This is a genomic window from Streptomyces sp. NPDC003300 (genome assembly GCF_040610915.1).
Lineage (GTDB): Bacteria > Actinomycetota > Actinomycetes > Streptomycetales > Streptomycetaceae > Actinacidiphila.
In genome coordinates this window covers 1-23,302 of record NZ_JBEXNE010000022.1, presented here as the reverse complement: position 1 = coordinate 23,302, position 23,302 = coordinate 1, and the positions used below count along the sequence as shown (strand labels likewise).

Annotated in this window: 15 protein-coding genes and 7 pseudogenes; 7 read left to right on the top strand and 15 right to left on the bottom strand. The window is 69.3% G+C overall.

The genetic code is table 11. The features are described 5' to 3' along the window. Positions 1–50 precede the first annotated feature (50 nt). Positions 51–1,016 carry a hypothetical protein gene (locus ABZX65_RS27580; RefSeq protein ID WP_355345496.1) on the bottom strand — a complete coding sequence of 322 codons (966 nt, stop codon included), beginning with the start codon at positions 1,014–1,016 and terminating at the stop codon, positions 51–53. Beyond that, positions 1,013–1,543, bottom strand: coding sequence for a hypothetical protein (locus ABZX65_RS27575; RefSeq protein ID WP_355345493.1), 531 nt, complete (start codon positions 1,541–1,543; stop codon positions 1,013–1,015). The genes ABZX65_RS27580 and ABZX65_RS27575 overlap by 4 nt, the downstream gene beginning before the upstream one ends. A gap of 820 nt (positions 1,544–2,363) precedes the next feature. Here ABZX65_RS27575 and ABZX65_RS27570 point away from each other — a divergent pair. After that, positions 2,364–3,167 (top strand): phosphotransferase, encoded by an 804-nt coding sequence (locus ABZX65_RS27570; protein WP_355345490.1) that lies wholly within the window; start codon positions 2,364–2,366, stop codon positions 3,165–3,167. 117 nt (positions 3,168–3,284) lie between these two features. Here ABZX65_RS27570 and ABZX65_RS27565 read toward each other — a convergent pair. Further along, a pseudogene (locus ABZX65_RS27565) lies at positions 3,285–3,464 on the bottom strand (IS5/IS1182 family transposase); the annotation flags it as partial. 245 nt (positions 3,465–3,709) lie between these two features. Here ABZX65_RS27565 and ABZX65_RS27560 point away from each other — a divergent pair. Next, entirely contained in the window at positions 3,710–6,184 is a 2,475-nt protein-coding gene (locus ABZX65_RS27560; protein WP_355345488.1) for a SufS family cysteine desulfurase, read from the top strand. A gap of 355 nt (positions 6,185–6,539) precedes the next feature. Here ABZX65_RS27560 and ABZX65_RS27555 read toward each other — a convergent pair whose 3' ends face one another. The 9 genes and pseudogenes from ABZX65_RS27555 to ABZX65_RS27515 all read right to left on the bottom strand — a co-directional run. Then, a complete protein-coding gene (locus tag ABZX65_RS27555) occupies positions 6,540–7,370 on the bottom strand; it encodes a hypothetical protein (RefSeq protein WP_355345771.1) in 831 nt (276 codons plus the stop codon). 792 nt (positions 7,371–8,162) lie between these two features. Beyond that, positions 8,163–9,524 carry a hypothetical protein gene (locus tag ABZX65_RS27550; protein ID WP_355345486.1) on the bottom strand — a complete coding sequence of 454 codons (1,362 nt, stop codon included), beginning with the start codon at positions 9,522–9,524 and terminating at the stop codon, positions 8,163–8,165. Between the two features lie 169 nt (positions 9,525–9,693). Then, positions 9,694–10,443, bottom strand: a complete 750-nt coding sequence (locus tag ABZX65_RS27545; protein ID WP_355345482.1) for a class I SAM-dependent methyltransferase — start codon at positions 10,441–10,443, stop codon at positions 9,694–9,696. 113 nt (positions 10,444–10,556) lie between these two features. Next, the gene (locus ABZX65_RS27540) at positions 10,557–10,754 is read right to left on the bottom strand and encodes an MbtH family protein (protein ID WP_355345479.1); all 198 of its coding nucleotides are present in this window, start codon (positions 10,752–10,754) and stop codon (positions 10,557–10,559) included. Between the two features lie 23 nt (positions 10,755–10,777). Beyond that, complete coding sequence (locus tag ABZX65_RS27535; protein WP_355345476.1) at positions 10,778–12,214, bottom strand: thioester reductase domain-containing protein; 1,437 nt, start codon at positions 12,212–12,214, stop codon at positions 10,778–10,780. A gap of 122 nt (positions 12,215–12,336) precedes the next feature. After that, positions 12,337–13,815: pseudogene (locus ABZX65_RS27530) on the bottom strand (amino acid adenylation domain-containing protein); the annotation flags it as partial. Next, positions 13,812–14,978 (bottom strand): condensation domain-containing protein, encoded by a 1,167-nt coding sequence (locus tag ABZX65_RS27525; RefSeq protein WP_355345473.1) that lies wholly within the window; start codon positions 14,976–14,978, stop codon positions 13,812–13,814. The pseudogene ABZX65_RS27530 and the gene ABZX65_RS27525, both read right to left, overlap by 4 nt. Before the next feature lie 65 nt (positions 14,979–15,043). Further along, positions 15,044–17,056, bottom strand: a pseudogene (locus ABZX65_RS27520) (amino acid adenylation domain-containing protein); the annotation flags it as partial. A gap of 430 nt (positions 17,057–17,486) precedes the next feature. Beyond that, a pseudogene (locus ABZX65_RS27515) lies at positions 17,487–18,234 on the bottom strand (transposase); the annotation flags it as partial. Between the two features lie 117 nt (positions 18,235–18,351). Here ABZX65_RS27515 and ABZX65_RS27510 point away from each other — a divergent pair. Continuing rightward, positions 18,352–18,753: a hypothetical protein gene (locus ABZX65_RS27510; protein ID WP_355345470.1), complete on the top strand. Its 402-nt coding sequence runs from the start codon at positions 18,352–18,354 to the stop codon at positions 18,751–18,753. A 286-nt stretch (positions 18,754–19,039) separates the two neighbouring features. Here ABZX65_RS27510 and ABZX65_RS27505 read toward each other — a convergent pair whose 3' ends face one another. Continuing rightward, the gene (locus tag ABZX65_RS27505; RefSeq protein ID WP_355345467.1) at positions 19,040–19,429 is read right to left on the bottom strand and encodes a hypothetical protein; all 390 of its coding nucleotides are present in this window, start codon (positions 19,427–19,429) and stop codon (positions 19,040–19,042) included. Positions 19,430–19,685: 256 nt separating this feature from the next. On the opposite strand from ABZX65_RS27505, the gene ABZX65_RS27500 reads away from it, so the two are divergent. Both ABZX65_RS27500 and ABZX65_RS27495 read left to right on the top strand, forming a co-directional pair. Beyond that, positions 19,686–20,093: a DUF3224 domain-containing protein gene (locus ABZX65_RS27500; protein ID WP_355345464.1), complete on the top strand. Its 408-nt coding sequence runs from the start codon at positions 19,686–19,688 to the stop codon at positions 20,091–20,093. A gap of 142 nt (positions 20,094–20,235) precedes the next feature. Then, a pseudogene (locus ABZX65_RS27495) lies at positions 20,236–20,801 on the top strand (transposase family protein); the annotation flags it as partial. A 132-nt stretch (positions 20,802–20,933) separates the two neighbouring features. Here the strand turns inward: ABZX65_RS27495 and ABZX65_RS27490 are convergent. Together ABZX65_RS27490 and ABZX65_RS27485 are read right to left on the bottom strand one after the other, a co-directional pair. Next, a complete protein-coding gene (locus ABZX65_RS27490) occupies positions 20,934–21,269 on the bottom strand; it encodes a hypothetical protein (protein ID WP_355345461.1) in 336 nt (111 codons plus the stop codon). Positions 21,270–21,933: 664 nt separating this feature from the next. Continuing rightward, a pseudogene (locus ABZX65_RS27485) lies at positions 21,934–22,053 on the bottom strand (IS5/IS1182 family transposase); the annotation flags it as partial. Between the two features lie 114 nt (positions 22,054–22,167). Here ABZX65_RS27485 and ABZX65_RS27480 point away from each other — a divergent pair. Both ABZX65_RS27480 and ABZX65_RS27475 read left to right on the top strand, forming a co-directional pair. After that, positions 22,168–22,800: pseudogene (locus tag ABZX65_RS27480) on the top strand (IS5 family transposase); the annotation flags it as partial. A gap of 70 nt (positions 22,801–22,870) precedes the next feature. Next, positions 22,871–23,200: a hypothetical protein gene (locus ABZX65_RS27475; protein WP_355345458.1), complete on the top strand. Its 330-nt coding sequence runs from the start codon at positions 22,871–22,873 to the stop codon at positions 23,198–23,200. Positions 23,201–23,302 lie beyond the last annotated feature (102 nt).

Genomic DNA, 23,302 nt, shown 5'->3' with positions numbered 1-23,302 from the left:
CACGAGGGTCCTCTCCGGGGCCGGACCGTGCGGCGGCTTCGTGCGGGCGCTCACGAGGCGACGCCCGCGAGGTGAACGCGGTGCTTGAGCCAGGCGCCCGCGGGCAGCCTTTCGACGGTCAGGCCGGCGTCGGACCCGGCGCGCGCACCGGCACGGCGGGCCGGAACGCTGCGGGTGGGCGGGGGCGTGGTGGTCTCGTCGATGGCGTCCCTGCCGCCGGGCCGCAGCCGCTGGCAGGTGTTGCCGGGCACGGTGTAGGTGTCCGCGACGAAGGTGCTGCGGTTGACGGTGGAAGGACCGTCCACGAAGACGTTGTGCGCCCCGAGGCCGCTTCCGGTGAGGATGCTGCCGGCCACGCGCTGCATCGCAGCGCTCGCGCCGAACATGAGCGCGTCGCCCGGGGCGACGGTGACCTCGTATGTGGTGGACTCCGTCTGCTGGGTGCTCCAGTTCTTGGAGTACGACAGCTTGAAGGCGCCCTCGAAGGCGGCCCGCAGGCCCGCCGTGCCGGTCAGGGTGCCGCTGCCGTTGGCGGTTCCCTTCGCGGTGGCCTCGGCGCTGGGCCCCTTGGACTGGTCCGGGGTTTTGAAGGTCCCGCCGGCCTCGCCTCCGACGCCGGCGGTCACCGAGCCGGAGGCGTTCAGGCTTCCCTCGATGGTGATCTGCCCGGTGATCTCGCCGCCGAGGTTGTCGGAGCTGGAGACCTGGAGGGAGACCTGACGGCTGACCTTGATCGGCTCCTTGGTGCAGTTGAGGACCGCATTGCCCAGCGATCTGACAGCGGTGACGTACTCCCTGGAGGCGTCGCGGTTGATCTCGAAGCGGCAGGCACCGGCGTGTGCGGCACAGTAGTCGCTGATCTTCTGCGGGGAGTCCAGCGGCTTGTCGCCGTCGAAGGCCTGCGCGACGGGGACGGCGGGGTCGGGGCCGTCGGCCGCTGCGGCGGCCGGGGCGGACAGCGCGACCGCCAGGGCTGCGGCGGCGGCAAGGACTCGGCGGTTCGTCGCGGCGGTCATGGGTTCATCAACTCGCAGACGCGGGTGAGGTCGGCGGGGTCACCGGAGGACGACAGCGCGGGGGGCAGATCGGCTCCGAACGCGGAGCACTCGCCGCTGACCGCGGTCTGTGCGTTGTTTGAAGGAGCGGGGTGGACGCCTTCCAGTTCCTGCTGGGTCTTGGCCATGCCCTCCTTCTGCTCGTGGCCGTCCCCGGCGAGGTTGGTCATGCAGTCCTTCGAGGTGGGCGGGCACTTGGTGGCCTCGCCCTTGGCGGCGCCGATGTCCTCCTTGGCCTGCGCCTCGTCCTTCTCCACCTTGTCGCGCTGCCCGTCCACTTCCTCACGGTCCTTCGTGGACGCGGGGCAGGGCTTCTCCGCGCCGTCCGGGCAGGTCGAGTCGGTGGGGGAAGGCGTCGGATCGTCGGCCGCGCGGACGACAGCGACGGTGGGAGCGTCATGCAGAACTGCCCGGGAGGCGGGGAGGGCGGCAGCGGTGATGGCCACCGCGAGAGCGGCGATGCCGCGGGAGACAGGGATACGCGTCATGTTTCTGGGCACGACCTTTCCAAACACATGTTCATATACGGTGCATGTCGTCATGGACATATGAAAATCAGTACAATCTCAAACCCATCCGTGCCGCAGCCGGAAAACGATCACGCGATCGGCTCTGCGACCCGCCTCCTGAGCCCCGGCCACCGCCGGAACGGGGGCTGTAGACGCGGCCAGTGGACATGGATTTCGCGCAGTGGACGTCGTGGCGGACCCTGCGGAAGGGAGGCGTCGCCCTGACCTGGGTCCCCCACGGGAGCGCAGATACTCCGCCAAGCCGTCGGGTCGAACCGGTAAGCCCGGGTGGAGCTGCTCGCGCCGCGCAAGCGCGTCCTGGGCGAACCACTTGCGTTTGAGCACGTGCCCGCCGTCAGCTGTCGGGACAAAGGAGGCGTAGCCGCGCTCGGCTTCGGGCCCGAAGACCTCGGCCAGTGCTGCCGGTGCGTGCGCTGCCAACGCCGGTCCGAGCCAGCACAGCGCCTCGGGGAATGAGCCTGCACCAACCGGGCTCGTCGGTGGGGACGAAGCAGGCGTCCTCGGCGTGGGCGCGTCACAGCCGAGCGCCTTACGAGGGCGACGAGCGGCCACGGTGACGGTTACCTCCGATCCCGGGCTCTATCGCTTACTAAGCTCGCGACCTTGACCATGGGTATCGGTGACCCCAGCGAAGCTGTAGTAACGGCCCAGAAAGCGCTCAGCGAAGTCAGCGGGTTGAGGTCCAAACGCGCTCTGACTGACGTGGCGGCGCTGTCCGATGCTGGCCGCCCCTTCGGGCGCAGGCCAGAGGCGGCCGAGCTGAGGCGGAGAATCGCCGATGTCGTCGCGCTATGGCCCGGCGCGAGTCGAAGCATCACGGCACATCCTTCAGGAAGCAGCCAGTACCGCCCACTTGGCAGCTGACGACGCCGAGCCGATCCGGTTCGCCGAAAACGATCTCTGGCGGATCCCTGGTGGCATCGTCGTGCGCATCGCCCGGCCGGGGCAGGACGCGGCAGCAGCGCGTGAAGTCGCCGTGGCAAGTTGGCTTGCCGGCCACGACGTCCGCGCGGTCGTGCCCCTGTCCATCGAGCAGCCCCTCGTTGCCGCTGGCCGACCGGTGACCTTCTGGCATGAACTGCCCGAGCACCAGCACAGCACCGCCCGTGGTCTCGCGGTCCTCCTGCGGCAGCTCCACGACCTCCCCGTGCCCGCTGATCCCCGGCACCTGGGCCTTGTTCCTCTCGACCCGTTCGTACGTATCCGCGAGCGCCTGGAAGCGTCAGCGATCGTCACTGGGAGTGACCGGAAATTCCTCCTCGAAAAGGTGACCGAACTCCGGGAGGAATGGCCGAGGCCGCCCGCAGGTCGCCCGGACCGCGTGATTCACGGTGATGCCCGGCGAGGCAACTGCGTGGTGACCGGCAATGGGGGGGTCGAGTTCTGTAGCGCGTACGGCGCCGACTTCCGCTCCTGGGACGGATACGACGTCATGCGGAGCGTCCGAGAACTGCGCCTCGTCACCTTCGCCCTGCAGATCACCGGTCAGGATCCAGTCGCGGAACGCGAGGCGCGGCACCGCGTCGCGTGCCTACGCGGGCTCCAGGGGTTACGGCCGTGGGCCTGGTCCCCCGTGGGTTAGTAAGCACCCTCCAATACAGCGACGGAAGGGCGAATCGACATCGCGATCGCACTCCATCTGCTGCGGCAGTACCGCGAGGACAAGGCCAGGGAGGGTGAGGACAGCCCTAAGCTCGACTGCCAGCAGTCCCAGCACCGCGTGCGACAGGTTGTGGCGCAGATGGATCAGCGTGGCCACCAGCCGATCGACGAGCATCAGCTAGTGGCGAACTCCGGCACCCTCGGCCCGCTCGCGGATTCCGCCCCGCGCAGCATGACGGCGGCCTTCAAGGCCGGCCTGCCATGGCGCCGCCAACTTTGACGAGATCGCCCTCGGCCCGCAGCGGGTTGATGGGGATCACCGCGATGCCGTAGCAGCACGTCGCGGCAACTGAAGTTCTCCGCCGCCGCACCAGGCGCGTCCCGCGTGGCGTCAGCAATTGTAAACGTCCCGGCGCATTTAACACCTCCGTCACCGGCTTCTCTACACGTCCCCTGCGGAGAGTTGGTTAATGGGCGTGTTGCAGCCGTCCTCGAACTCATCGAATGAACTGGAGGGTGCATATGAATGCTGATTCTGACTGTCCGTGCGGTGCGCACTCGGCCCTGCGGGACTCTGTGCCGGGCGCGAGCCAGCGGGTGTTTGACCTTGACGAGATCCGGGCGGACTTTCCCATCCTTTCGCGCCGGGTCGGAGGCGGTGTTCCGCTGGTGTATCTGGACAGCGCGGCCACCGCACAGAAGCCGGAGATGGTCCTGGCGGCCGAGGCCGACTTCTACCGTCTTCACAACGCCAATGTGCACCGAAGTTCCCACCAGGTGGCGCGTGAGGCGACGGATCTGCTGGAGCGGGGGCGGGCCAGGATCGCCGGCTTCATCGGTGCCCGGCCGCAGGACATGGTCTTGGTGAAGAATGCCTCCGAGGGGCTCAATCTCGTCGCATACGCGTTGGCGAACGCCTCCCGTGCGGAGCGTGAGTTGCGGTCCATGGCGCTGGGGCCGGGGGACCGCGTGGTCATCACCGAGATGGAACACCACTCGAACCTGATGCCCTGGCAGCAGTTGTGCCGCCAGACCGGTGCGGAGCTGGCGTGGCTGACGATCACTCAAGAAGGGCGACTGGATCTGGACAACCTCGACGAGGTGGTCAACGAGCGCACCAAGGTTGTGGCCTTCACTCACCAGTCGAACGTGTACGGCACGGTGAACCCCTTGTCGGTGCTGGTGAAACGCGCCAAGGAGGTGGGGGCGCTGACGGTCCTGGACGCGTGTCAGTCGGTGCCGCACTTCCCCGTCGACGTCACCGAACTCGGGGTGGACTTCCTGGCGTTCTCCGGGCACAAGATGTGCGGCCCCACCGGGATCGGGGTGTTGTGGGGGAGAGGGGAACTCCTGCGGGCGCTTCCACCGTTCCTGACGGGCGGGGAGATGAATGACACCGTCGCCATGGGGCACTCCACCTACGCCGACCCGCCGCAGCGATTCGAGGCCGGCACTCCCATGATCGCCCAAGCCATCGGACTCGCCGCCGCCTGCGCCTACCTCGACACGCTGGGCCGCGATCGGATCGCCGAGCACTGCGCCCGACTGACCGCCCGCGCGCTCGAAGGGCTGGCGAACATCCCGGGCGCCCGGATCGTCGGCCCCGCTGACAGCCGTGATCGCGGGCCAGCGATTTCTTTTGCGCTCAAGGGACGCTTTCCCGACGAGATCGGAGAACACCTGGACGAGCGCGGGATCGGCATCCGCGTCGGTCACCTGTGTGCCCGTCCGGCGTGTGTGCGCTTCGGACTGCCCGCCACCACTCGCGCTTCCTTCTACGCCTACAACACCGAGGACGAGATCGACGTGTTCCTCGAGGCGGTCGCTGAACTCGCCGAACACACCGGGCATCAGGCGGGCGGTCCACCCACGCGGGAGAAGGCGGAGGCGCGTGCGGTCGCCTCTCCCGAGCCCGCGGCGGCTTCGGCCCCGTCTGAGCTGGTGACGGCCTTTTCCGACCGGGTGTTCACCGACGCGGCGACCGCGGTGGGAGGACTGGCTGTCTCACTCGGCGACCGCCTGGGTCTGTACCGGGCGATGGCCGGCGCGGGACCGCTGACACCGGCCCAACTCGCCGAACGGACCGGTACTCAGGAGATCTACGTACGCGAGTGGCTGCACACCCAGTACGGCGCCGGATACGTGGTATCACCCGGCACCGAAGCGGACGGTCAGCGCAACTACGAGCTCCCCGACGCCCATGCCCAGGTCCTCGCTCACCCCGACGCCCCAACAGCCGGCGTCGGCATCTTCACCGCACTGCAAACCCTCTACCGGGTCGAAGACCGGCTCGCCCAGTGCTTCCGCACCGGCGAGGGCGTGGACTGGAGTGAGTACCCGCCACAGATGTTCCGAGCCGTGGCGCGGTTCTTCCGGCCGGCCTATAACGCGAACATCGTCACTCGGTGGCTGCCCGCCCTCCAGGGAGTGCGCGAGCGCCTCGACAGCGGCGCCCAGGTCGCCGACATCGGCTGCGGGGTCGGCTACTCCACCATGCTGATGGCAGCGGCCTTTCCTCGATCTGCGTTCGACGGATACGACTACCACGCCGAGTCCATCGACCGGGCTGCGATCATCGCCGAAGAGCGCGACCTCGACGACCGCGTTCACTTCCACACCGTCGCCGCCGCCGACCTTGACGCCGACCGCCCGGCTTACGACCTGGTGACCTTCTTCAACTGCCTCCACGATATGGGTGACCCTCTCGCGGCCCTGAAAGGTGCACGCCGCATCCTCAAGCCGGCAGGCACGGTCATGCTCGTCGAACCCAACGGAGAGGCGGATCCGACGATGAACACGCACCCCGTCAGCAAACTCTTCATGGCGCTGTCCGTAGGGTTGTGCTTGCCCGCAGCGGTCGCCCAGCACGGCCCCCAGGCCCTGGGCAACCACGCAGGCGAACACGCGCTGCGTTCGCTGGCCCGAGAAGCCGGCTTCGCCCACTGGCGCCGTGCCGCCGAAACACCGCGGAGTGCCGTCTACGAAATCCGCGCCTGAACCCGGCGGGTAGGGACGATGCCCACCTGTACCCCCAGGGGGGCACTCCGCGAGGCGGTATCCGTTCGGTCGCCCCGTCTCTCGGCTCGGTACCACCGCGCCGCCCTGGCATCGGGCGTCGGTATCTGCCGGTAGCGCCACCGTCGGGAGGGGCGGCCTGTCCAATCCCTCCGCGGAACGACGCCGGGCCTGGGCCGGCGCGCCCACTGCGAAGGCCGGGGGAGGTCTGGATGGAGGGGCTCCGCCTTCTGTGCCTCCAGCATATGCCGTGGCCAGTCCCGAGTGATTTGCCTATATGTCAACTTCCGCAAGGCCCCTCCCGTCCAGGTGCTCAGTCTCCGCATACGGCGCGGTACTACAGGTGCGCTGCGATCTCGTCCATGCGTCCGTCTGCCGGCCGGAGGCCGGTAGTTTCAGTCGGGGAGGTCCTGGCCGACCGGAGGACGTGCTGGATGTCGTACTTCCGTGTCCGGTACTGCCGTTGGACGACGCTGAGCGGACCCAGCCCGGAAAGGGCGGTGAGGATCTGCCGGGTGAGGTGGGCGGAGTCGGGGCCACGTTCGACGAGCCCCAGGGTCGGTGCCTGCGCCAGATCGTCGGGGTGCAGGTCGCCGAGTCCGTCGATGTGCCGGTGCCGCTTGGGAGGCACGATGGCCCCGGCAGCGGGGAAGGGGCCGTGCCCGACGGTGATGAGCAGGTCGCTCGCGTCCGTGACCGAGGCGGACGCGGCACGGAAGTCCGATTCCGCGTAGCACCACTGGTCGGGATGCTGCCCGCGCAGCCTGGGGAAGCGGGTCCGCAAGACGCCGAGGATCTCTGCGGCCGGCTCGACCGGGGTGCACGGAGAGAGGACGAATGACAGCCGGTCGGGGTCCGTCGGCTGGAAGTGACGGGCGTGCTCCACGGTGGCGATGACGGTGACGGCGGTCCCACGTTCCCCTGTGGCACCGGGCACCTGGGGCACTCCGGACCGCCCGAGCACCACCACCGTCTCGCCCCGGGCGAGGAATTCGGCCGTCAGCATCTGGCTTGCGAGGCGGTGCGGGCATTGCCGGGACGCCCGCCCGCTCGGCAGGCTGCGGAGCGGGCGGGCGTCCTGAGCGGATCCGGCAGAAGCGGCCGGCCCGCGGAACAGCCCGGCGCACCGCTCGTCGGCGGAAACCAGAAGCACGCGCCGGGTCCTCATCGCCCGCGTCCACCGGTGCACCGCGTCCTCGGCCTCCTGCCAGTGCCCGGCAGACGCGACGGCGATGCCCACTGCCGTACCGTCGGGTTCGAGGTACGTAGTCCCGAAGACGGCTTCCGTGTTCCGCCGCGTCGGACCGTGAGAGTCGAGGGCTCCGAACGGCTCTTCCCGCACCTCGGCTCCCGCGCGTCCAAGCCACTCCGTCACCACGCCGGACGCCGGACACCGCACCTCGCCCCTGGTGGGATGGAGGAAAGTCGTGGCGATACGGAAGTCCGCAGTGGAGCGGTCTGCTGTGACATTGAAGCGCTCGGTCTTACGTGTCCTGTTCATGCCCAGCCCTGCCTTACCCGATCTGTCCTATGTCCGAGTCATAGGACTGGCTCAAATCAGCAGAGCACAGACAGGTCTGCGCATAAAGGAAAAGGCCCGCTTTCGAATATCTTTCCGGAGATTCCCAGCCACCTTTGACGGGCTGCGGTCAGCAGCGCACGGGGCCGTACTCCGCCGTGACCTGGGCTAGTTCGGAGGGGGACGTTTGCCCTGGCTTGCGCGGGCGGCGGTCAGAACGGCCGTGGTGGACGCCGGGCGCCCGCGTAGCCCGGCGGCGCGGGCGCTGACGCGGGCAATTCGACCGATTTCTGCCTCCGGCGCTGTCCTGCGGCCGGGTCGGCAGAGGGCTGGCCGGGCGGCGGGCCCGGCATGCGCGGCTTGAGAGCCGGCGCAGTCCAGTGCCGCACCGGTTGTTCACCGACCCGACCCTTGTCGAGCCGTTCTCGACCGGTGCCTTCCTCAGCGCATGCCGGACGTCGCGCCGTCCCGGTCCGGGATCAGCGCGCTGTTCCGGCGCAGTAGGGCCGCGACTGCCGGAAGCGTACGGTAGGGGCGCAAGCGTGCGGCCAACTCGTTGCGGGCCCGGTCTATGCGCCGGGAGGTGAGGCCGGGGATGAGATCCAGGAAGCCGTGCCAGGTCTGGCATGCCGCTTCCACGTGGCCCTGGGCGAGTTGGCGCTCGGCCAGGCGCGCGAGCAGGATGGCCTGCGAGCGGGCCTCGCCAGGTCGGCGTAGGCGTACGGACCGTTCCAGCGCGAGGAGCGCGTCCTTCTTCTGCCCCAGGTAATGCATCACCACAGCTTCCTGATGGGCGAAGGCGGCGGTGTCGAACGCTCCGACGTCATGGGGCGCGTCCGATGTCCGGCCGAGGTTGCTTTCGGCCCGGCCCAGCAGGCGCAACGCCTCCTTCTTGTTGCCGGACGCCGCCTCGGCCACGCCCAGCTGTCCGATGAGGCTGGCCCGGACGTGGCGCGGGGCCTGCCGGGCGCCTCGCGCTACTGCCGCCTCGGCCAAGACACGAGCGTTGGCGAAGTATCCGAGGGCGCGGGACTGGACGCTCAGCGCACGCAGGGCCAGCGCTGCGCCTGTTTGGTCGTCGGCGCCCTCGCACAGGCTGAGGCTCAGCCGGTAGAGGGACTGAGCGGTGCCCTGGCGCTCGTCGTCGAAGTTCATGAAACCGCACAGGTAGGTCAACCGGGCAGCGGTCGTGAGCAGTTCACGGCGGACACCGGGCGAGGCCGGGGCCGACAGCCAAGGCGCGACGGTGTGGGCCAGGAACCCCTGGAGCGCGGGCCTGGCGTGTCCGCCCCCGAAGGTGCGGTCCGCAACAGAGAACAAAGTGACCATCGAGCCGGCCCAGCGCAGTTCGGCGGCGGACGGGGCCAAACCCTCAACAGCCGCACCGTCCGGCCAGGCCATCGGGATCTCCTCGGTGCCGGGCAGGCTCGCTGCCCGATAAATGCGCGTGGCCCCGGCCGCGGTGGACGGCTTGTCGAGACTCGTCAGCAGGACACTCCTCCAGTGGACGCTGTTCTCCTGCTCAGCGGTCGACGCCGGGGCCGGTTTCTTCGCAAATCCTGCGTCGAGCGGCGTAATCCTGCGGCCCAGGCGGAGCGTCAGAACCTCCGCGACCAGGTCGGAGACGGGCGGACGGGGCGTGGTGCCCGCCAACCACTGGGATACCGACGCCCGCTGGTAAGACAGCGCCAGCCCGGATGATCGGCCGGCCCGGTTGACGGCTTGGGCGAGTTGCTCACCCGTCCACCCGGCCTCGGCCAGCAGCGCCCGTAACTGCGAATTCGGCACGTTCAGTTTTGCCATGACGGCTCCTCGGCGAACGGCGGGAACGCCCTGCGACCGCGGGTGGAGGGAACCCGTCGCTATGGCGCTCGCTCTGGGAGCGTGCTCTCGCCCGAAGCAGGCTGTCAAACTCCTGGCGTCGTTGTCGGCCGAAGAGATCAGCAGCGTTCCCGGCTGGCCTCGCCGGTCGTCAACTCCTTCCCGTCAGTTGCTTGGCGGTGAGCAGCCCCGCGTGCGGGGCGTCCAGATAGGGGCGCCAGAACGTGTCGGGGCCAGCCGCGGCCGCGTCCGACAGCCGGTGCCTGTGCCACTGGGAGGGACCGAATCCGGTCTCGGCGAGAGCCTTTTCCAGGGTTGGTGCGCTCCAGTAGTGCGCGGTGACATGGGTGTCGTAGGAGCCGAAGAGGATGTGCAGGTCGACCTCGCCGCCGTCCTCGCGCCCGTGGAGGGGGTTCAGCCGGAAGCCGTAGCGGGAGTAGTAGTCGGGGTCGGCGGGAAGGTCTGGATGGATCGGGAGCGTCACTAACTCCCCTCCCGTGCGCAGCGCTCCGGCCGCGGTCCGGAACAGGTCCACCAGTTCCGGATAACTGCTCGCGTACGGCAGCACGTAGACGGCCAGCACCAGGTCGAACGTGCCGTGCAGTTCGGCGGGCAGCGGACCGGCGACGTAGCGGATACCGAGCCGCTCGGCCTCCTCGCGGCGCCGGGCGTAGCCGATCATCCCTGCCGACTCGTCCAGCCCGGTCACCGCGAACGCGCCGCGTCCGGCCAGCATGCGGCTGTACACCCCGCTGCCGCAGCCGAGGTCCAGGACCTTCCGCTCGGCGTTCACCGTGCCGACTGCCCCCAGGACTGTGGGGAACTCCAGGTGCTGGCGGAAGGGTAGGGCCGAGAAGTCCTCGTAGAGCTGGGCCAGGGCATCGAACTGACTTGACATCATGTCGTCACGTCTTTTCCTTGCTGGAGGACGGAGGAGGTGGCCGGGGTTCCGTGCCGCAGCGCGGAGTCCCCGGGGAGGGCGGCCCGCGGTTGACCCGGCCCTGCGCGCCGGGGTCAGCCGGCCGGGAGGTGGCCCATGTCGGTCCAGTGCGCGGCAATGTAGGCCGTGCACTCCTGGCGGCGCGCGGAGCGGACCACCGCGGACCAGCCGTCCGGGATCTCGGCGAAGGCCGGCCACAGGGAGTACCGGCCCTGTTCGTTGAGCAGCACGTGGAACGTGCCGTCCTGGTCGTCGAAGGGGCTGTCGGTCATCGCTGTCTCCTGATCAGTCGTCCTTAGGCGCGACGGGCGAGGAATCCGCTGCGGGTGAGCTCCCGGACGTATTTCGGGAGCAGTTCGTCGGTGGTGGGGCACGCCTGGCCGGTCAGCGCCCTGACGGTGTCCCAGGTCCGCGTGCAGGACAGCGCTGGCATCCGGTCCTCAAGGTAGAGCTCGAGGACGCTGGTGCCGGACTGCTCCAGGCGTTCGGTGAACAGCGGCAGGAACGGCGCTATCTGGGACTCGGCGTCCCGCGCGGCGTGCGCGGCCAGACGGTCCACCCATATCTTCCACGGGACGGTGTCGACGCTGTGGCCGGCTTGGTTGAGGTGCTCGATGAGGTCTTCCAGCAGGGCGTAGCGCGGGCTGTTGAGGTGGTAAGCAGAGCCGTTGGCCGGACGGTCCAGCGAGAGCCGGACGATGGCGCGGGCAACAGTGTCCACCGGGGTGAAGTCCATCGGCAGCCGTATGTCGGGGGCGGCTCCGACATCGGTGAAAGACTTAATGAGGCTGCACAGGAAGCCGTCGGTCTTCCACGCCCCCGTTCGGGAGTGGCCGGTGACGTCGTGCGGCCGGTAGATGGCGAAGGGCAACCCGAGGGCTCCGGCCTTTCGGATCAGCTCCTCGGCCACCCACTTGGTCTCGGGGTACCCCATGAAGAGGTGCTCGGGGTGGACAGGGATGCTGCCCTCGTGGACGCCCCGGACACCGGACAGGCCGGCGGCCGAGAAGACCGCCTGGGTGGAGACATAGTGGACGGACTTCGTCCGGCCGACGGCGGCGAACCGGACGACCTCCCTCGTGCCGCCGACGTTCACCGGGGAGAGGGCGGAGTAAGGGTAGAGGAAGTTCACTTGTGCGCCGTTGTGGTAGACGAGGTCCGTCTCCTCGGCGAGCCACCGGTAGCGCTCCGGGGTGAGACCCAGGCGGTCGGCGGCCAGATCCCCGGCGACGGCGACGATCCGCGAGGCGTCCCGGTCCGCGACTTCCAGGCCGTTGCCCCGCAAGGCCGACCTGACCCGCAGCAGTGCCTGTGCGTCGTCCGCGGCCCGCACCAGGCAGTGCACCGTCAGATCCGTGTCCGCCAGGAGGGCGGCGATCAGGTGGGCGCCGAGGAAGCCGGTCGCCCCGGTCAGCAGTGCCTGGCGGGGGCCGCTCGCGCGGGACGCCAGCGTCGCGGCGAAGTCGAGAGCGGTGCCCGGGTCCGACTCGGCGGCGAAGTCGGGGAGGATGCGCCGCCGGGCCGGTACGGAGGGCGCGGCGCGGGCGGTGCGCACGGCCGCGGTCAGTGCGTCAGGGGTCGGGTTGGCCAGCAGCGCCTGGAGTACGGCGCGGCTGTCCTCGGGGCGCAGTCCGAACGCCTTGACCGTGCGGGCGACCAGCCGGGTGGCCTGGAGCGAAGTGCCGCCGTGCGCGAAGAAGTCGTCACGCGGTCCGGCTCGGCGGCCGCCCAAGGATCGCGCCCACAGAGCTGCACCTGTTCGCCGGTGTCGTCCTGCGGCGCCGCAGCGGGCGAGGCCGCGGCAGGAGTGAGGGGCCTGGCGGCGAGAGCGGCCCGGTCGGTCTTCCCGCTGGTGGTGAGCGGGAGCCGGTCCAGCCGGACCAGTACGTCGGGCACGAGGTGCGGGGGCAGCTCGGCGGCCAGGTATCCGCGGACGGACTCGGCGGAGGGGCCAGTGCCGTCGACGGTGAAGTAGCCGACGAGGCGCTTGTCGGCGGGTGAGTCCCCGTGGACGACGACGGCGGTCCGGCCCACCTGGGGATGGCGGGTCAGCGCGGCCTCCACCTCGCCCGGTTCGATGCGGCGCCCGCGAACTTTCACCTGATCGTCGTTGCGCCCGGCGAAGACCAGGTTGCCGTCCGCCGACCGGAAGCCGAGGTCGCCGGTGCGGTACATCCGCTCGCCGGGGAGCCCGAACGGGCAGGCGACGAAGCGGGCGGCCGTCAGCACCGGCCTGGCGACGTATCCGTCCCCGACGCCCTCCCCTGAGATGTACAGCTCGCCGACGGTTTCGTCCGGCACTTCGCGCAGACGCGCGTCGAGCACGGACACCCGGCTGCCTCCGAGCGGGCGGCCGATCGGCACCGGGTCCCGCACATCGCCCTGGAGCCGGAGCCGGTGGCTGGTGGCCGCTACGGTGGTCTCGGTGGGGCCATAGGCGTCCACGACGGTGAGATCGGGGCAGTGCGCCAGCACCTCGCGCACCGCGGCGGCCGGTACCGCCTCCCCGCCGGTCCACAGCTCCCGGACGCCTGCCAGGCAGCCCGGATCCTCTTGGGCAACCAGTTGCAGCAGGCTTGCGGTGAGCAGCAGCGAGGTGATGCGGTACTTCGCGATGCAGTGGGCCAGCCCGGCGATGTCGAGTGGTCCGTCCGGTGCCAGCACCGCCTGGTGGCCGCTGAGCAGCGGCGCCCACAGCTCGTACGTCGAGGCGTCGAACCCGTACGATGAGTGGACCAGCACCCGGCTGTGCGCGGCACTGCGCAAGCGGGGGTCCAGGACCAGCGCAGCGACGTTGGCCTGGGTGACCATCACCCCCTTGGGGGTGCCGCTGGAACCGGACGTGAACATCACATATGCCAGGTCACTCGCGGCCGGCGGGCGGGTGCGCTCGGCGTCGCCCAGGTCGTCGGGGGCGGCCGCAGCCAGTTCCCTCGCCGTCTGCGGGGCGTCCAAGAGCAGCACGTTTGCGGCGAGGCCGTCAGGCAGCCGGTCGAGCAGGCGGCTCTCGGTGAGGGTGAGCGCCGGGGCCGTGTCCGCCGCCATCTGCGCCAGTCGCGCTGGCGGATGGCCCGGATCGAGCGGCAGATAGGCCCCGCCAGCCTTCACCACTGCCAGGACGGCGACGATCTGGTCCGTCGAGCGCGGCAGCAGCAGGGCGGCGGTCGTACCGGGGCCGACGTGCCGGTCCACCAGAAGGCGGGCCAGTCGGTTTGCGCGGGCGTTCAACTGCCCGTACGTCAGCGCGCCGTGGGCGCCGCCGATCGCGGCCTCATTGTTGTGCGCGGCGGCCTGGCGTTCGAAGAGGTGTGACAACGGCGGGGTGGTGGTCATGGAGCGGGGTTCCTTTCCGTTCGGGCCGGGTGGGCGGTGGGCGTCGCGAAGGACGCGGCCAGGAGCCGGCTGAGCGATAGTCCCGGGTCACCCGCGGCGGCGGTGAGGAAGCGCCTGAGCCGGCCGAGGACCCCGACGACCGTGCCCCTGTCGTACAGCCTCGGGTCGTACTCGGCGTCGCAGGTGAGGCCGAACAGTTCGCCGGCGGGGTCGCGCCGCTCCCAGAACTCCAGCAGCAGGTCGAACTTCACGGCGCCGTTGTGGGGCACAATGACGTGGGCCGGACGGACGCCCAGATCGACGGTCGGCCAGGGGATGTTCTGGAGCACGACGACTGTCTGGAACAACGGGTTGCGGCCGAGACTCCGCGGCGGGTTGAGCCGTTCCACGACCCGTTCAAAGGGGACGTCCTGGTGCTCGAACGCAGCCAGCACCGTGCTCCGGACGCGGTCCAGGAGTCCGGCGAAGGAGGGGTCGCCTGATGTGTCGGTGCGTAATGTGAGGGAGTTGACGAAGAAGCCGATCGCCTCCTCCCACCGAGGGTCGCTCCGGCCGGCCGTCACCGTGCCCAGCGGGAGGTCTGTGGCTGCGGCCGACTCGGCCAGCACTGCGGCCACCCCGGCCTGGAGCACCATGAACAGCGTCGCCCCGTTGCCGCGTGCCAGCGCGACCAGCTCTCGGTGCAGGGCGGCGGGCCAGAAGGCGCCTACCGAGCCGCTGCCGCCGCCCATTCGCGCGCCCGGCGTCCTGGGGCGGTCGTACAGCCCCGGGAGTTCGGCGGGCAGATCCGCCAGCGTCTTCTCCCAGAAGGCGAGCTGGTCGGCGGCGGGCCCGGCGGAGTCGGCGCCGGCCCCGAAGGCCCGGTCCTGCCAGACGGTGAAGTCGGCGTACTGCGCGGGTGCTTCGCGCGGTGCCTCGGCCCGCCCGGCAAGAACGGCCCGGTAGGCGGCCGCCAGATCCCTGGCCAGCGGCCCCACGGACCAACCGTCGCACGCGATGTGATGCACGACCAGCACCAGGACCGACCCGGCGAGGTCGGACCGGCCGCGCAACAGCCACGCCCGTAGAGGCGCTTGACCGGTGAGGTCGAACGGCTCGGCCACTGCCTCCCGCACCGCGACGTCGATCCCGTCCGGCTCGACGCGCTGCGTCCGTAGCGCCAACGGGCAGTCGCCGGGCGCCAGGACGTGCTGGACGGGCTCCCGTCCAGCACCGGGAAGATAGTGCGCAGGCTCTCATGTCGCTCGACCAAGGCGCTCAGCGCCGCCCGCAGGCCGTCCGGCTCCACCGGGCCGTCCACCGGAATGAGCAGCGGCACGTGGTAGGCGGGGCCGGGGTCGAGCTGGTTGAGGTGCCAGAGCCGGGCCTGGCCGGGGGACAGCGGAAGCGGGTCAGGGCGCCGCTCCATGCGGCGCGGGCCCGCTTCCGGCGGCCTCGGTCCGCTTCCGGGATCCCCGCGGCGGGCCGCGCTGACCAGGTCGGCGACCGCGCCGAGCGAGCCGGCATCAAAGACGGTGCGGATCGGGAGGCCGACGCTGAACTCGCGGCGCAGCAAGTAGGTGAACCGGGTGATCTGGAGAGAGTTGGCGCCCGCGTCGAGGAAGGCGGCGCCCTGCTCCACCGGGGGCAGCCCCAGCGCGCTCCACAACGCGGCGACCCGGTTCCGTGGCTCGTCGTCCCCGGCTGCGGCGTTCGTCGGCCCGTCCGGCAGCGGGCGGTCCGCGAGGAGGGCGCGGTCCACCTTGCCGTGGGCGTTGAGGGGCAGCGCGTCCAACGGGATGACGGCGTCCGGCACCAGGTGGGGCGGCAGTGTACGGCGCAGGGAGGCCCGGATCCCGGCGCTCTCCAGGGCGCCGCGCGGACGTACGTACGCCACCAGCCGTTTGTCGTCGGGGCCTGTCTGATGGACGACCACGGCCGCCTGCGCCACCTCCGGCCTGCCCAGCAGGGCGGCCTCGACCTCGCCGGGCTCGATGCGGTGCCCGCGCACTTTGACTTGGGCGTCGGCGCGGCCTATGAAGTCCACGACGCTCTCCGGCAGCGAGCGTACGAGGTCGCCGGTGCGGTACATCCGCTCGCCCGGCGCGCCGAAGGGACAGGCCACGAAGCGCTCGGCCGTGGTCTCCGGTCGGCGCAGGTACCCGCGGGCGACTCCCGCCCCGGCGATGAAGAGCTCGCCGACCTCTCCGGCCGCCACCGGCCGTAACCGGGTGTCAAGCACGAAGAGCCGCTCCGTGTCGAGCGGGCCGCCGATCGGGATGGACGGACCGGCCGCGTCCGCTGTGGTAACTCGCTGCTGGGTGGCGAAGGTGGTGGTCTCGGTCGGGCCGTACACATGACGCAGCACGGTGTGCGGAGCGGCGCGAAGGAAAGCCCGCATGGCCTGCGGTGAACAGGTCTCGCCGCCCGTCAGTACCTCGTCCAGACCTGCGAGGGCCGCCGGGGCGAAGCCGGTGATGACGTTGAACAGCGCCGTGGTGAGGAAGACGGCCGAAGCGCCGCTCGCGGTGACGACGGCGCCCAGCCGGTCGGAGTCGAGGGCGTCCGCCATCATTATGGCCCGGCCGCCGTTCAGCAGCGGCACCCACAGTTCGTAAGTCGCGGCGTCGAAGGTTTGCGGGGAGTGCACGAGCACCGCGCGGTGCGCGGGAGTGCTGAAAAGGCGGTCGGAGGCGAGCGCGAGGATGTTGGCGTGTGTGGTGATCACCCCCTTGGGGCGCCCGGTGGAGCCGGAGGTGTACATCACATATGCCGAGTCGTCACCGCTGCCGCTCATAGGCCCGCGCCCGTCCTCCGTACGGCCCCGGCGCGTCCCGGTGAGGGAGCGCAGGAACGCCGGGTCGTCCAGGACGATCCATGCGGCCCGGCCGGCCGTCGTGTCGGTACCGAGGCGAGCGGCGATCCCCCGTCGGGTGACCAGCGCGGCGGGTTTCGCGTCGTTGAGCATCAGGGCGATCCGGTCCTCCGGATAGGCTGCGTCGAGCGGGAGGTACGCAGCTCCGGCCTTGAGGATCGCCAGCACTGTGACGGCGTAGTCGGCCGAGCGTGGGAGGGCGAAGGCGACGATGTCGCCGACCCGGACGCCGTGCGCGGCAAGTAGCGCGGCGAGGCGGTCGGCGCGCGCGTCCAGTTGTGCGTAGGTTAGCTCGCCGTCGTCCCCGGCCACCGCGACAGCGTCCGGCGCCACCCGCGCCTGCCGCTCGAAAGCCGTCGGTACGGTGAGGGCCGGTTCAGCTGCCATGGTGGCATCGGCCGGTATCTGCGCACTCGTCACACTCACGTCCTTGGCGTTGTGTCCTGACAGATGGCTGCGGTCTCCTGGCCGGGATCCGTGCTGATCCGATGACGGGTGCCAGGGACGGAATCCGTAGGCTCGGCAGCTCCGCGGGCCCGTCAAGGAAAGTGACGATGCCGGCTCGGACCGTACCGGCGCGTCCCGGCCGGTACGTGCTGCGGACTCCTCCCAGCTTGGTGCGGCGACCTTGCCGAATACGGGGTCTGCCAGATCGGGACTGTTAAAAAGTCGGCGCTGTCAACAACAGACCGACCATGCGCGGGCGGCAGCGGTGGCCCGGACGAGAACGCCGAGGCGGTTCTTGACCGTCGGGCGGCGGGCGCCGTCGGCGATCCCCGCATCGACGGTGTGGTCGAGGTCGCCGTTAGCGGCGTGCGACGTCGGCGTCGGTGGCGCCGGTGCGTGACCACCACAGCCAGACCGGCTTGTTCACCCCGCCGGACGGCAGGTGCTCGACGGCCAGGCGGATGACGGTGCCCTCGATGACGGGCAGCGGGTCGTCGTGGTCCAGCCACGCGGCCCGCTGGGCCAGCCTGGGGTGCAGGCGGTCCCCTGCTGAGCGGTGGCCCTCCAGTAGAGGCGGGGGTCGGTGACCGTGACGGCTTGCGCGGGGCCCCAGGTGGCGGGGTCGCCGGAGACGAACTCCCCGCCGTGCTTGGGCGGCCGGCCGCCCTTCGGGCTGGACCGGAGGAACTCTTCGCCCGAGGGCGCCGGGCGGCGCATCACCCGGTCCGATCGGGTCCGGCAACAAGACCGCGACCGGCAACCCGGAACGAGCGGTTCGGCACGGTCCCGGCGTCCGGCCGAAGCCACGGCGAGACGTCCACCGCCAACACCAGCCGGCCGTCCGCCGCCCTCGGCAGCGGCACCCCGGCCAGGACCCGCCGCAGCCGGGCGGCATCCATCCCGCCGCGGTTCAGGCCGGCGTACAGGGAACCGTGCCCACGGCGGTGCTCGGGCGCCAGCGCCAGGTCGACCAGCGACCACACCGGTCCGTCCGTGCAGAGCACGGCGTCGGCCAGCTCGAACAGCGCGTCCGCACGGGCGGTCAGGCGATCGCAGAAGTCGGCAGGAACTGCGTTACTGCATGACCGCCCCTCCCTCGCGCCGTGAACATCCCACATCCCATTGCACCCAGGTTGGCCGGGATTCTTCTCGCTCCTTCTCTTCGGGTTGGGCAACGGTGTTTGAAGGGGCTACGGGCGGACGTTGAGCCCCACGTTTTGAGAGGAACGGGTTACGTGAAGGTACGCAGGCACATCACCACGATCACGGCCACCGTCGCGCTTGCGGGGTTGGTCGGCTTAGGTCTGGCGGCGCCAGCGCAGTCGGCCCCGCAGTCCTGGAAGTGTCGTGACGCCACCGCCTCGACCACCGGGGCGAAGATCGCTGCATCCATCTGCTGGAGCGGGAGTACGGCCAAGGTGGCTGGCCAGGTCTACGACACCAAGGCCGACAGGCACAGCGGCTGCGGAGAGATCATCAAGGCCTCCAACTCGGCCTACAACTACTGTGCTCGCAAGGGTGCGGGGACATCGGTGCACTTCGTCACCGGCGAATTCCACTACAGCCATCCCGTGTGGATCAGGGCATGCACGGAGAATGGTCCCGCATCCGGTCAGAAATGCTCAGCCTGGCACTGACGGACACGCCCGATGGCCGCCAACGTCTTGAACTGATACGGGCCCGCACCCACAGGTTGGTCGACATGCCACCTGGGTGCGGGCCCCCGCGGGGAACGGTCACGGCGGCCGTTCCCCGAACGGAACCTCTGAGGCTGGTGTGATGGGAGGGAGCGGAGCCGCGACGCTGATCAGCGTCTCCGCCCCGGACCCACCGAAAACGCTCGGAACCTTGATCGTTCTCATGTTCTCCAGGGGCGCCTTGGCCCAGGGTCTTGCCTGATACGGAGGAACCGAGGGCTCACGTCTAAAAGCAGAACCAGCCGTTCTGCACGAAACCCTCCGCGTTCACGTTGCCCCAGGCGAAGCCCCGCACGTACTCGCTGCCGAACTCCGCATAGTTCTGGTGCACGGTGAATGTTTGTCCGTAGGTGAGATGGTTGAACGGCGTGCCACCGTAGGAGCTACGGACATCGAGGGTCTGAGCGCACACGGTCATGCGCTGACCTATGTTGCCGTCGTTCGCCCAGAGGTAGGGGCCGCCGGCATAGGCGGCGGACTGGGTGACGGTGAGCATTACCGCCGTGAATACGGCGGTGAGAGAGCTTCCGAGGATGGCACGCCGCGCCAACCGCCGGGGACGACGGTCCTTGCGCAGGGTCGGTTCGAACTGCTGACGTAACGCTGACGCGACCATGGGGTTGTCTCCTTGTCTCGGGGACTTACGGCACGGACACAGTAAAGGGACAGGCAGGCATGCGACAGCCACCCGGGCCAGTAACCGACAGGGTCAAGCCACCTTCGAGTATCGGTAGCCGATGAACTGCCATGGCCTCCCCTTGATGATTGAGGTTCCGAAACAGGCATTTAGCTTGTTTTTTTAAAGTCTCCTTGGGGGCTGGGGTTGCCTCAGGTGCTGCTTGATTGTCAGACCCCCTCGGTACGGTCGACGCATGAGAGCTACGGCAACCTTCACCGTCAAAGCGTTCGTCCCTACCGAGCTGAAGCCCGGGCCAGCCGTATCCACGGCGCTGCCGGTCGGTGTCGCGACCATGGAGAAGCACTACGAGGGGGAGGCAACCGGCCGCTCGGCGACCTTGTTCACTTCCGCGTTCGACCAGACGACCGGCGTGGGCACATACATTGCCATGGAGTCGTTCGACGGATCGCTGCACGGTCGGCAGGGTTCCTTCAACTTCGCGCACTCGGCGACAACGTCTGGCAACGACCGCACTGCGGAGTTCTTCACCATCGTGCCCTCAAGCGGCACCGGCGAGTTGGCGGGGATCGTTGGCGCTGGCGGGATGGCTGTGGAGGCTGACGGCACGCACCGTATCTGGTTCGACTACCAGCTCGGCTGAGCGGCAGGCTTTGGAACGGCGCCGCCTGACATCCGTTGGCCTTCCTTCTCCTGCCCGGCCGGGTGGTCACTCCTCTTACCGACGCCGGACGACGCTCCGAACGTGATTACTCGTACGGGGATTCCTCGGACATGAACACGGCCGGCTGGTGGCGACGCTGATCCATCCGCGGCACGACCTGCCGCACTCGGCGCTGGGGCTGCTGTTCGGCGTCGACCGGTCCACCGTTACCCGGGCGATCGGAGAGATGCGCACGCTCCTGGCGGAGCGGGGGTGCGCAGTTCCCGACCGCCCCGGCCTGCGGCTTCGGACGCTGACGGATGTGTTTGCCTACGGCCGGGCCGAGGGCGTCGAGCTGCGTTTGGACGCCACCGAGGTTCAGGTCCGCCGGCCACCGGTCGGCCGCGGCGGACGGCGCGCGTTCGTCTCGGGCAAGAAGAAGCAGCTTGCCTGGGCCTGAGCCGCGACCACCGTGGGCAAGCGATCACCCCTCCGAGAAAACCCTGCCCGTGGGCACTACCCGGCAGAGCGGAACAGTGGGAACGAGACCGCCACGGCCACGCGTCCGACCGAATCACCGTCGGACGCGCCCTCGCCGATCACAAACGCTGGAAGCAGCTCCAGCGCTGGACCCATCGTCGTGACCGCCTCCCCGACACCTACCGAGCCATCGCAGGCATCGTCTCCGACCGCAACATCCCTGCCTGAAATCGGGCCATGCACGGTGCAGGCGGTCACCCAGGTCGTCCACACCGAACGAATCGGGGGAGCAGGAACGCGCAGCCGCGGACTTGGCGCGTGGGCCGTCCCCTCCACGCGCCTGTGGCGGAGGGTTGCGGATCAGGGCTGAAGGATCTCCTGGATGCCGGGAACAGGTCCCACTGCCAGGTCTTCGATGACGAGGATGAGGAAACAGTCCGCGAGGGCGGAGGCGTTCCCCTCCGCGGACTCCCCGGCGAGCGTGTCCTCCGGGAGGAACTCCGTCTCCCAGGTCCGGGCTGACTGCCATTGATCTGATTCCACCGTCCCCCGGACGCGGATCGGCCACCTCGTCCCCGTGCCCTGCGCGTCGATGATGCGGAGGGCGCCTGCCTGTGGGGAATGGCCGGTTAGACCTTTCATCTTCTCCGCGACGAGCCGCGTTGTCTCGGCGGGTGGGAATTCTTCGCCTACCATGCCGCCACTGTACCTTCTTCGAACTGCGGTCCGGCGGTTTTCCGCAGATGCCGAGTTGTCAGCACGCCGGCTGGACTTCACCGCGAGGGAGCGTTATCGAGTTCTCATGGTAGGCGGTGATGATCCCCTTGATGCCGGTGGACCCGTAGCTGTTGAACTGGACCACAACCCGGAACTGACCTTCGCAGGGGGCCAGGTCACGGAGGATGAACGCTATGGAATTCCACCCTTGCGGGACAGTAGAGGTGAAGTATGCCAACGTGTTGGCAATATCCTCGTCGACGTGGGCGGACCAGTGCTTGGAATGAATGTGGTTGAAACCCCAGGTGCTGCTTCCACACCGAAGCGGTACAAGTGCGTACGGCACGTGAGGCGCGTACCACTTAACGATGTGCCCCGCTGTCTGGCCGTTGCACGCGGTCGGGCTGAGCGCTGCTGGCTGGACCGGCGCCGCTTGCGCGGTGGTGGATACACCTCCGGAAATGATCATCGGTTGTCAGGCTGGCTGCTCCAATGGATCAAGATGTATCCGGAATGCACTTGCGTGATGACCTCTTCGCGGCTCAGCAGGTCGAGTACGGCGCACATCTATCGGCGACACGGGCGACGTCCTGTATGGGGCGTCACTTACATCGGCTAACAACGGCTAACACAACGAGCCGAGTTATCGGTGGGTGATGAGGCAGCAGGCGAGTTTGAGGAACGCTTCGCGGATGTCGGCTCGCCGTTCCCCTCGGATGCGCAGACGTCGGACGCCGTGCAGCCACGCAAAACTCCGCTCGACCCCCTGGGGCGTGTTTTGAAAGTCGGCTCCGTTCGTCGTCCCATGCCGTGATGATCACGGTGTGGGGCGAGGGGATCTTTCTGACGAGCAGTGCGCGGTGCTGAAGCCGTTGTACTGCAGGCTCGGGCGGATGCGGCAGGTCTGATCACGTGGGAGGTCAACGTCGACTCCACAATCTGCCGGGCCCATCACCACGCCGCAGGCGCCCGCCGGGACGGACATGCTCAGAAGAAACCGCCCGGCGGAACCCGCACGGAGCCCGACGACCACGGTCTGGGCCGGTCCCGGGGCGGCTTCACCACCAGGATCCATCTGGCCTGCGAGCAAGGCCAACGGCCGCTGTCTTTGCTGGTCACCGCCGGACAGCATGGTGACAGTCCTCAGTTCGCCGCCGTCCTGGACGGAATCCGAGTACCCCGCGCCGGGCCGGGCCGTCCCCGTGTCCCACCTCTGCGGGTGCGGGGTGACAAGGCGTACTCCTCCCGCGCCAATCGGGCCTACCTGCGAAAGCGTGGGATCCGCTGCACCATCCCGGAGCCGGCCGACCAGGTCGCCAACCGCAAACGGCGCGGGAGGGCCCGCGGGCAGCCTCCGGCCTTCGGCCGCGAGGACGACAAGGCCCGGCACGCGGTCGAGTGCGGGATCAACCGGCTCAAGCGCAACCGGGCGGTCGCCACCCGGTTCGACAACCTCGCCGTCCGCTTCGAAGCCACCGTCCTGATCGCCGCGATCAGCGAATGGCTGTGACCCCTGAACTGTCGGTTCCACGTGCCATGCTGACCACGGCCAAGGTGAACCGGGCGAGGGAGAGACAACGATGGGGGCTCAGCACTACGGCGCCGACAGCGAGAACGGCGACCGCATCGACGACCCCTCCGAGGACGCGCTATTCATGATGCTCAGCGACCTCAACGACTCCGACAACACCTTCCTGGTCGTCCAGCCCGACGAGGACGACCCCGTCTGGTTCGCCTCCGTGGCCGTCCTGGACGAAGGCGGCTACGAGATCGTCCGCCGCGACACCACCCGCAACGAGCACGAGGTCACCACGGCGAACAGCATCAACGACATCGCCCGCGACCTCACCATCTGGATGGCCGCCCGCGACTTCCCCGGACGGCCAACCAGACAGGCCACCGACTTCTAAAACACGGCCTAAAGGTTGTTGCAGAACGTCCGTGATGGGGCATTCCTTCTGTATGGGTGGGGTGTTGCGGGCTGAGCCATTGTGGGTGGAGACATTCACTGG

Coding starts and splice junctions, on each gene's coding strand:
- ABZX65_RS27580 (WP_355345496.1), bottom strand. CDS start 1,016: ATGACCGCCGCGACGAACCGCCGAGTCCTTGCCGCCGCCGCAGCCCTG.
- ABZX65_RS27575 (WP_355345493.1), bottom strand. CDS start 1,543: ATGACGCGTATCCCTGTCTCCCGCGGCATCGCCGCTCTCGCGGTGGCC.
- ABZX65_RS27570 (WP_355345490.1), top strand. CDS start 2,364: ATGTCGTCGCGCTATGGCCCGGCGCGAGTCGAAGCATCACGGCACATC.
- ABZX65_RS27560 (WP_355345488.1), top strand. CDS start 3,710: ATGAATGCTGATTCTGACTGTCCGTGCGGTGCGCACTCGGCCCTGCGG.
- ABZX65_RS27555 (WP_355345771.1), bottom strand. CDS start 7,370: ATGAGGACCCGGCGCGTGCTTCTGGTTTCCGCCGACGAGCGGTGCGCC.
- ABZX65_RS27550 (WP_355345486.1), bottom strand. CDS start 9,524: ATGGCAAAACTGAACGTGCCGAATTCGCAGTTACGGGCGCTGCTGGCC.
- ABZX65_RS27545 (WP_355345482.1), bottom strand. CDS start 10,443: ATGATGTCAAGTCAGTTCGATGCCCTGGCCCAGCTCTACGAGGACTTC.
- ABZX65_RS27540 (WP_355345479.1), bottom strand. CDS start 10,754: ATGACCGACAGCCCCTTCGACGACCAGGACGGCACGTTCCACGTGCTG.
- ABZX65_RS27505 (WP_355345467.1), bottom strand. CDS start 19,429: ATGGTCGCGTCAGCGTTACGTCAGCAGTTCGAACCGACCCTGCGCAAG.
- ABZX65_RS27500 (WP_355345464.1), top strand. CDS start 19,686: ATGAGAGCTACGGCAACCTTCACCGTCAAAGCGTTCGTCCCTACCGAG.
- ABZX65_RS27490 (WP_355345461.1), bottom strand. CDS start 21,269: ATGGTAGGCGAAGAATTCCCACCCGCCGAGACAACGCGGCTCGTCGCG.
- ABZX65_RS27475 (WP_355345458.1), top strand. CDS start 22,871: ATGGGGGCTCAGCACTACGGCGCCGACAGCGAGAACGGCGACCGCATC.